11 protein-coding genes are annotated in these 8105 nt (G+C 42.2%); 4 read left to right on the top strand and 7 right to left on the bottom strand.

Going from position 1 to position 8105, the window contains the following annotated elements:
* The 4 genes from A7D14_RS20085 to A7D14_RS14715 form a co-directional block, all read left to right on the top strand.
* A partial coding sequence (locus A7D14_RS20085) for a hypothetical protein (protein WP_176712431.1) occupies positions 1-380 on the top strand: 380 nt, incomplete at its 5' end.
* A gap of 169 nt (positions 381-549) precedes the next feature.
* Positions 550-795 carry a hypothetical protein gene (locus A7D14_RS14725; protein WP_067036219.1) on the top strand — a complete coding sequence of 82 codons (246 nt, stop codon included), beginning with the start codon at positions 550-552 and terminating at the stop codon, positions 793-795.
* The gene (locus tag A7D14_RS14720; RefSeq protein WP_067036217.1) at positions 795-1295 is read left to right on the top strand and encodes a hypothetical protein; all 501 of its coding nucleotides are present in this window, start codon (positions 795-797) and stop codon (positions 1293-1295) included. The genes A7D14_RS14725 and A7D14_RS14720 overlap by 1 nt, the downstream gene beginning before the upstream one ends.
* 247 nt (positions 1296-1542) lie before the next feature.
* On the top strand, positions 1543-2391 hold the full coding sequence (locus tag A7D14_RS14715) for a restriction endonuclease (RefSeq protein ID WP_067036213.1): 849 nt from the start codon (positions 1543-1545) through the stop codon (positions 2389-2391).
* Positions 2392-2550: 159 nt separating this feature from the next.
* On the opposite strand, the gene A7D14_RS14710 is transcribed toward A7D14_RS14715, so the two are convergent.
* The 7 genes from A7D14_RS14710 to A7D14_RS14675 all read right to left on the bottom strand — a co-directional run bounded on the left by A7D14_RS14710 (position 2551) and on the right by A7D14_RS14675 (position 7954).
* Entirely contained in the window at positions 2551-4137 is a 1587-nt protein-coding gene (locus A7D14_RS14710; RefSeq protein WP_067036211.1) for a type IV secretory system conjugative DNA transfer family protein, read from the bottom strand.
* 11 nt (positions 4138-4148) lie between these two features.
* On the bottom strand, positions 4149-5168 hold the full coding sequence (gene mobB, locus A7D14_RS14705) for a MobB family relaxase (RefSeq protein WP_067036208.1): 1020 nt from the start codon (positions 5166-5168) through the stop codon (positions 4149-4151).
* A gap of 2 nt (positions 5169-5170) precedes the next feature.
* Positions 5171-5758 (bottom strand): BfmA/BtgA family mobilization protein, encoded by a 588-nt coding sequence (locus tag A7D14_RS14700; protein ID WP_067036205.1) that lies wholly within the window; start codon positions 5756-5758, stop codon positions 5171-5173.
* Positions 5759-6229: 471 nt separating this feature from the next.
* Positions 6230-6409 (bottom strand): hypothetical protein, encoded by a 180-nt coding sequence (locus tag A7D14_RS14695; RefSeq protein ID WP_067036202.1) that lies wholly within the window; start codon positions 6407-6409, stop codon positions 6230-6232.
* A 306-nt stretch (positions 6410-6715) separates the two neighbouring features.
* Positions 6716-6937 carry a hypothetical protein gene (locus A7D14_RS14685; RefSeq protein WP_067036197.1) on the bottom strand — a complete coding sequence of 74 codons (222 nt, stop codon included), beginning with the start codon at positions 6935-6937 and terminating at the stop codon, positions 6716-6718.
* Positions 6938-7087: 150 nt separating this feature from the next.
* A complete protein-coding gene (locus A7D14_RS14680) occupies positions 7088-7537 on the bottom strand; it encodes a JAB domain-containing protein (protein WP_067036194.1) in 450 nt (149 codons plus the stop codon).
* A 63-nt stretch (positions 7538-7600) separates the two neighbouring features.
* Complete coding sequence (locus A7D14_RS14675) at positions 7601-7954, bottom strand: single-stranded DNA-binding protein (protein WP_067036229.1); 354 nt, start codon at positions 7952-7954, stop codon at positions 7601-7603.
* Between the last annotated feature and the right edge of the window lie 151 nt (positions 7955-8105).

The following is an 8105-nucleotide window of genomic DNA, read 5'->3' as shown; positions in this document are numbered from 1 at the left end:
ATGGAGAAGAATTTACTGATTTAACTCAAGTGGAAATTGACAATATCCATAAAAAAGCATCTCAATTTAGTAACGTAAGAAACGTAATCAAATATCTATTCAATTCAGAAAATCAAACAAAAGAAGAAGGCATACTTCATACAATGCTATTTGACTTTTTAGAAAAATACAATAATCTATCTTCATACGTTCACGGAGGAGTTTCAGCGGAAGTCGAATCATTTAATAAAGATGACTCAATAAAAAGGTTGGAAAAAATAGAAGAAAATAAAACGTGGGGAATATCACTAGAAGCGAATTTAAAGTTTTACTTTTTGTTCCTACTTTTTAAAGACAACCCTGACGAAGTACTAAAATTAAATGGGTTTTTAAAAAAATAACTTCCGCCAGCAAAGATGGCTATAAGTAATTGCATGCTCTCGTCTATTCCTGAAAATCCTCGCGGATTCTCAGTTTGGTGTGTACTAGCAAAGTTAATCCATAACCCACGCAACTAATCATAGCCGAGCTCGATGTGGCGCAATTTGACAACCGAACAGAAAAGAAAAAATGAAAGAATACTTAGAAAAACTTAAGTACGCAAAAACGGAATCCGAAGTCGATGGTATTTTGGACGAAATAGTACCAATTTTGAAAAGTCAGGGAGTTTCACCTACTGAAATTATGATGTATTTCAAAATGGGTGGAAATGATTTTGATTTTGTTCCAAAAACTCAAGACCACAGAATGACCAATTCGAATGCAGGTAAAGCTCAAATAATTTTACAAAAACTTATGGCTAAACTTAAAAATTAATGGATTCAACAACTGATTGGATTTCTGCTATTTCAAGTTCTATGACAATGCTAATTTCTGGTGGTGTTTTGTGGGTTGCTTATCATCAAATTAAACAAGTCAAAAAACAATTAAAAGGACTATCAGAAAATCAAAAAAATAGCACTTTAATGACTGTTCTTGAACTAGAAAGCGAATTAAACAAGCGGAAAGAAAATTTCGACAAATCAAACTTTGAATTAAGAGAATACAGTCTTGAAGTGGAAAACTCAAAGAAAAAATTGAGTAAAGAACTTTTGGAAATTTACAGAGACAAAATCGATGTCGCAAAAGAAAATTATTTGAATTCTCTCGACCGACTTTCGTATTGTATTTTACACGACTACCTATCTGACAGAGATTGGAGAACTGAGTATCGAGATACTATTTTTGATGCGGTTGATTCATATAAAGAAAACTTTGGAGTTAGTTCAAGATACAGAAATACCATTAAAATTTATGATAAGTGGAAAAATGAATAAAAACCATTGCCAGAATTGGCTAGTTGAAACCGCTTTTTCCCGAAGACTTCTGAAAATATTTGGTGCGTATTTCCAAAGTTAACCTCTAAACCATACTATTACTCATTGCTGAGACCGTTACCAACAAGCCTAAAAAAATGACCGTGATTGATTGATGAGGCTTGCAGGACAAATGTATAGGAAGATATGTTACTCAAGTAATTAACCAGCAGGTGTTTTAGGTAATTTTGTCATCAATCCGAAAACTATGGCCAAAAACGAGCTAGATTGGGAACACTATGAAGCCATCACAAAATACATCTATGCGTCCCTTGGGGTACAGTATGGGATTAAGGTAATAGGTTATGGACGGAAATTTAGAGTTAAAGGGAAATCGGGTGTGCACCATCAAGTAGACGTTCTAACTGAACAATCCAATTGCGAGGGTCAATTACTTACCGCGATCGAATGTAAATATTGGAATAGGAAGGTCAATAAAGATGTTGTCATGAAGCTTTCCAAGATAATGGAGGATTCAGATATAACTAGCGGAATAATTGTTTGTAAGGCAGGGTTTACCCCGGATTCACAAACCTTTGCTGAGCATGAAGGTATAAAACTTGTTGAACTAAGAGAAGCCGAGGAAAATGATGGAGAATTCCAAAAAACGATGGAGATTGGCACTTTGGACATTCATTTCAATATTGAGGTCTTACGCGGGAACGTTACGAGCATTGATCTGGGCAGCTCCATCATTGCTAGTGAAAGGGAAATAATGGCAATGTACTATGCCGAATTGTACGATTTGGAAGGAAGAAAAATACCTTTTGTCAATTATCTGAAGGAATTCTCGGAAGAAATGCAACGCAGAGGTAAACTATTGAGAACCGATACTATAGTTTATCCCGTTAGCTCCCCACTCTTCTTGAAATTGGCTGACAAGGAGGTTTCTGTTGAAAAAATAGCAATCACCGGATTTTTGATGAAAATTGATAGTCAATCCAAAAAATCATTTTCATTGACCGATCAGGTTTGGTTAATTATGAAAGAGTTGTTCAGTACAAGAAAACTAGCTCTTTCGAAGAGTGGGTTGATATGGAACCTACCCTCCACTTGAGGATTAAATGATAAAAAAAATCAAAACCTTAGAGCAATAAAACAATTAATTGCTCCAGCTGAATCAATACCTGATTTACCAAAACTTTGCAATTTTTTCAATAGAAATTAGCCCGGGCCTTAGCTTGGATTTCATCAAGAGAAATTAAAACAATTTTGATCATTGAAAAATCTTCCCAATATCATGGTGCACTTTTAGATAATGCTGCTCCAGTTCCGATTCTGAAATCCCCAAAGGCTTGGGTAATCCCCTTTCAATTCTTGGTTTCTGAAACTGCACCTTTCGGTCCTTCCCATCCGCAAACACTACAAACTCCCCCTGCTTCAACCGAAAAAAGACCTCAGCCCTTCGTTTGGACACCTCCTTCTCACCTTCCGTTATCCGTCGTTCCAGGTTCAACCCTGAACTCTTGCTCACACTCCGGGTCGGTATCTTGACCAACTCAAAAAAGCGTTCGTAATATCGGGCCGTGTCCGGGTCGTTAACCTTTCCAAAGAACTGATAGGATAGATTGGATAGTATCGCCTTGCTCGCCTTCTCCCCGTACATCATATCATTTTGGATCTTGTCCTGAAGCACATACACACTCACGATATCATAACTCCTCAGCGTGGCAGGTATCCGATGCATGTTCAACAGTCGCAGGGTCGAGGCTTCTTCCAACAGCATAAAGGAAGGTTTCCGGTTGCGTTGGCTCATCTGCTTGGAAATCGTATGGATGATGGTGGCAATCACCGGGGAAAGGGAAGCATCCTTTTGGGGGTTGTTCACCAAGGCAATGACGGATGGATGGTCTTCATTATTGATATCTAAGGAAATCTCATCAGCAGAAAGCACCATAAAGATCTTTCGGGTACTGATCTTTTTGAACCCATTCGCCAAGGTACTGAGCACCCCTGCTGTCTGTCGTTCCGACCCAATGCCACTGATAAAGGCATCCGCCATGGCCCGCGAAGTGATGTTCCCTTTTAAAAACTTGATCAAGCTCTTGGTGGCCAATTGCTGAAAAACGGCCATGAGATGCGGCAAAGTGCAATAGTGCGGATAATCGGTTTTCAACCGCCAAATCAATCCACTGATCAAACCTTCGGCAGCATCTTTAAAAAAACGGGAAGTACTGTTGTCATCTGAGTCCCGATGTTCCATCAAATTCTCCAATAGTACCCTTGACACCTCATGGACACTTTCCTCATCCCGCAAGTATCGGGGTGCGATGGGATTGACCCTATTATAAATGGGCCCAAAAGAAACAATCTTAAAGGGGATCTGCTCCCCATTCCACAAGGGATAGGCCATTTCGGTGATCTCAAAATCCTTGTAATCGTGGATGACCCCGGAGAAATGCTCCTTTTGAAAATGCTTTAAAAAATTATAGATGACACTCTCCGTCTTACCGCTTCCCGCAGAGGCCATTACCGACACGCCTCGCCGAATGTTCCCCAGCACCAAGGGCCTACCCTTGACCTTCATTTTCACTTCAAAAACTTTGGAAGGTTTCTTATCGTCTTTGTAGTGGTCCACCAAACCATAGATCACCACATGGACAAAAAACAGCGGCAACCAATGGACCAATGACCCCTTTATAAATTCATCCCACCCCCAAAGTAAACCATTGGCCAGAGCCAAAAGAACAATGCCCAAAAACCATATCACAAACCCATATTTAAGAAATCGATTTACTACAGCCGAGATTCCTGCCCCGATTACAATACCAAATACTATTTCAACCCATCCTATATTTTCCATATCACTACAATTTAAATTCCAATTGATCCTGATTCCAGGGCCTTTCCGATGCCTTTTTTGAGTTGCATCATCGCTTTATAGGCCAACTGAGCTTGGTTCGTGGGGATACTTGGCACTTTGATACCAGCTTTGAACAACAATTGTTTGGCGGCCTGTTTCTCATTGGTTGGCAATCCCAAAAGGGCCGAAAAGAACTGTTTGGGATCCTTATCCAGGAGGTTTCGGGCATGGTAGGTCTCCACAAAGTTCCTGCGGTACCCGAATTGTTTGTCAAAGGTCTTTTCAGCCGTCTTATAGAATTTGTCCCGGTCAAAGCCCTGTTTGACCTTTTCCCCATTGAGGGTGGTCTCCGAGGTGCGGAACTTGGATCCTGGGGAGAGGCTATGAGAATTCGTGATATCCTTTCGGCTCACAATGATATGGATATGGCTCTGGTGGCCCTCCTTGGCCATGCCTGGAACGATACGTTTCCCGTGTTGTTTATGGGGTGCCTCCATTTCCAGAGCCTTGATTTTCTCCTGAAGTTTGGCCATGTCCCCTTGCTCCCTACCCTCTTTGATGGCCCTGATCTGGTGTTGCAGTTCCAAGATCTTGCTGGCATAGGCTTGGTTCTCCTTGACCTTCTTATCCTTTTCGGAATAGGCACGTTCCCTTTCCAGTTTCGCGAAATACAACACATCCTTTACGGTAACCTCTTTGTCCCTATAAAAGGAGGCCGCATAGGTCTTCATGATTTCCCGGGTGTACTCTTTCAGCTTTTCGGGGTCGTTTCCGATATGTTTTAACTCTGCTTGGGATGGACTGACCATGATGGAATAGAACTTGGGATCCCGTTTGGACAACTTGGAAGTATTGGCATCGATCTCGGCAATGACCCTTTGGGCATCGATATCATTCTCTGTCTGATTGAAAAAAAGTTCTTGCTCTTCCAAGGCCTTTCCTTCGTTCTCCTTTTCCAGATAATTGATAAAATCACTGGCGCTGCCATGATAGTTATCTCTCAAGTGTTGTCTTGTAATGGCGATATACATGCTTATAGATTTTTGAGTTTTGTGCGGTACTGTTCAATGGCCCCGGGTTTGAGATTCACTCTGAGGTGGTCCTTTCCAAAACGGTTCTTGGCCACGGACACATGGTCCAGCACATGGCCAAAATCCTCCTTAAGTTCTTCCAACTGTTCCTTCAGCCGTTCATGGACGATCTTGGGCACTGTGGTCTCCCTATCCAACAACTCGGGATTGGTGGGCGTGTTGATCTCGGTGAGTTGCTTTTCAAAAAATTCAAAGTCTCCTTCCCATTCCTCGCCTTCTTCAGACTCCAGTTCCTGCTGAAAAAGGGCCTGTATCATACTGACCGTGGGCAGCGTCTGCTCTTTTTCGATACTGCGCATGATCGCCACCATGGCGTTGAATCGCCGTTTGATCAAATATTTAAGGCTTGCAATGGTCTCGTGCATCCGTTCATCGGGCGATATACCATTATGGTCAAAGAACTCTACCATGGCCAACAAGGTCATGGAATGGGACTTCCCTTGTCGTTTGGAAAAGCTCCGAAATTTCATGGCCACCGAGATTTTGATCCTCAGTCCCGCAAACATCTCTTTTTCGTATCCTCTATCCATTTTTTCAACAAAAATTCCTTGGTTCTACTGGGCTAGGCCCATTTTTTCAACAAAAACCGAATGCCCCAAGTTTTATAGAATGTCCAAGCCCCCTATAAACAGGGCCTTGCGGAGCAATCATGATCGGTAGCGCTGCGCCAGCACGCTATCCTCTTGCTTCTCCTTTTTGCGCCAAAGGCCCAAAAAGCATCGCACAAACCATCTTAAAAAGACAGCCGTCCCTTATCCTATTTTACCCTATGGAGCACGGACTTTTGGAAAGTCAGATCAAGTTGGGTTGCCGTGCAAACTTTGCTACGATGTAGCCTCTTAAATATACCCACATTCCATCAGGCACAAAAATGCGTTCTGCGGGCAAATGACATCATTTGCCCGCAACATAAATAAAACTGCCATTTTTGGGTTTCCACAACGTCAGGAGTTCCACGGGAACGCCAAAAAAAAGACCCTTTTTCAAGGGTCTTGTTCCCGTCAGTCCTCCGATGGAACAGTATTGGTCTGTTCCCTGTAATACTCATACCGAAATATCCAGAGATTGACCACCAGGGAGTAGGTTTTGTCCACCGTGGCATCCGCTGTCTTTTTGACAACGCTTTTCTTTGGATGTTTCTTTGCAGGGATTTCCAATGACTTTTTTACAATTGCTTTCATAATACATGATTTTAAATTATCGATTATTTGAGGGCATCCCCGCACTTCCCAAAAATTTCAGCTCAAAAGGAAACGGAATAAGGAGTGAGGTACGAACGGTTTATGCCGTAGTCTTTTGATGGGAACATTTTTGAAGGGCTAACTTGCGGTCAAATAAGGGATAGGTATTCTTTGGGGTTGCCCAATACTTTGCAAACAAGAATTTCCCAAATTGGTTTTTGGGTGTTCGACCCACCTAAAAACCAACCATGAACCCATAAAAAAAGCCCATCGTGATGGATGGGCTTGGATGGTGGGTTTAAGGGTTCACATATTGAATACGAAATCATAATGGTATAGGTTTCGCAAAGCTTCCCTTCGACTCCGCTCAGGGCAGGCATCTTCCAAGAGGATATCATAGTCCTTATCGTGGGTTTCTGCAAATTGGCGCAATTCTGTCCCGGAACGGCTTTCCACATCTTCTTTGGATACGGAAAGCAAACGTTCCTGGGTCTCGCTATCAAGGTTGGTAAAGTTCAAATAGACCATTATTCAAAACTTTGATAGTTCATTGCTCACAGATCATATAGGCTTGGATCGAACCCATCGGGGTAATACCTTGGGTCATATTGTTCTTCCAACCATTTTTCAAATTCCGTCATTTCTGTATTCGCTGTATTCGCTTCCATGACCATTGGATTAAAGAATTCCATTATCGGCAAAACTGTAATACCTACCATCGGGCGCTAGGATAAGATGATCCAAAATCTTAACGTCAAAAAGCTGTGCCGCCTCTTTGATCTTTTGGGTCAATTGTTTGTCCTGATAACTGGCCTTGAGTTGTCCAGAAGGATGGTTATGGGCGAGGATGATCCCCACGGAAAGGGTCTTTAGCGTAATGGCAAAAAGGATGCGCAGATCTACCAAGGTACCTGTGATGCCCCCATGGGATAGTGGATAGATACCCTTTACCTTGTTGGACTGGTTGAGCAGCACGATCTTAAAGGTCTCGTGCAGGCCTATGGTCTTGTTGTCCCAATTTTTGAACAATAGATTCGCCACCTCATTGGAGTTCGTCACGGACAGGGATTTCAGGGTACTGAGCTTTTCCCGATAACTGATCTGTATTTCATTGACACGGTGTTCCATTTCAAATGTGTTAAGGATGAAAAAAGAAAGGGATGCCCAAAGACTGGACACCCCCTATCCATTTTACTCGGTGCTATTGTTATCACCACCACCCAAGAGCAGGATCTCACTGGCCACCACTTCGGTCACATACTTTTTAGTACCCTCTTTGTCCTCATAGGATCGGGAGGTCAATTTCCCTTCGATGGCAACTTCCTTTCCTTTAGTCACGAAGCCTTCGATGATGTCGGCTAATTTCCCCCATGCGATGATGGTGTGCCATTCGGTATTGGTCACCCGTTCCCCTTCGGAGTTCTTGTAATGTTCGTTGGTGGCCATGGTGAACCGTGCCACACGTTTGCCTTTGTCAAGGTCTGTGATGGTAGGGTCTTGCCCCACGTTTCCAATAAGTTGCACTTTGTTTCTCAATGTACTCATGATAAAAAGTTTTAAAGGCCTGCTATCTTCCAGTATGGATAAATCAGCAAACAGGGTTAAAAATTTCCCCTTTATTTTTTTGGTTTTTGTTTCCCAAATTTTAAGGGGCGTTTGTTTGCTTCTTACGTGCGTAGCACAATAAAAGAAGGGG

The organism is Allomuricauda sp. CP2A (assembly GCF_001683915.1).
Classification (GTDB): Bacteria; Bacteroidota; Bacteroidia; order Flavobacteriales; family Flavobacteriaceae; genus Flagellimonas.
The sequence above is the reverse complement of the archived record's forward strand: the minus strand, read 5'-3'. Positions and strand labels throughout refer to the sequence as shown.

What these genes read in the sequence shown, in the direction of transcription:
- A7D14_RS14725 (WP_067036219.1), top strand. Translation starts at nt 550, where the DNA reads ATGAAAGAATACTTAGAAAAACTTAAGTACGCAAAAACGGAATCCGAA.
- A7D14_RS14720 (WP_067036217.1), top strand. Translation starts at nt 795, where the DNA reads ATGGATTCAACAACTGATTGGATTTCTGCTATTTCAAGTTCTATGACA.
- A7D14_RS14715 (WP_067036213.1), top strand. Translation starts at nt 1,543, where the DNA reads ATGGCCAAAAACGAGCTAGATTGGGAACACTATGAAGCCATCACAAAA.
- A7D14_RS14710 (WP_067036211.1), bottom strand. Translation starts at nt 4,137, where the DNA reads ATGGAAAATATAGGATGGGTTGAAATAGTATTTGGTATTGTAATCGGG.
- mobB (WP_067036208.1), bottom strand. Translation starts at nt 5,168, where the DNA reads ATGTATATCGCCATTACAAGACAACACTTGAGAGATAACTATCATGGC.
- A7D14_RS14700 (WP_067036205.1), bottom strand. Translation starts at nt 5,758, where the DNA reads ATGGATAGAGGATACGAAAAAGAGATGTTTGCGGGACTGAGGATCAAA.
- A7D14_RS14695 (WP_067036202.1), bottom strand. Translation starts at nt 6,409, where the DNA reads ATGAAAGCAATTGTAAAAAAGTCATTGGAAATCCCTGCAAAGAAACAT.
- A7D14_RS14685 (WP_067036197.1), bottom strand. Translation starts at nt 6,937, where the DNA reads ATGGTCTATTTGAACTTTACCAACCTTGATAGCGAGACCCAGGAACGT.
- A7D14_RS14680 (WP_067036194.1), bottom strand. Translation starts at nt 7,537, where the DNA reads ATGGAACACCGTGTCAATGAAATACAGATCAGTTATCGGGAAAAGCTC.
- A7D14_RS14675 (WP_067036229.1), bottom strand. Translation starts at nt 7,954, where the DNA reads ATGAGTACATTGAGAAACAAAGTGCAACTTATTGGAAACGTGGGGCAA.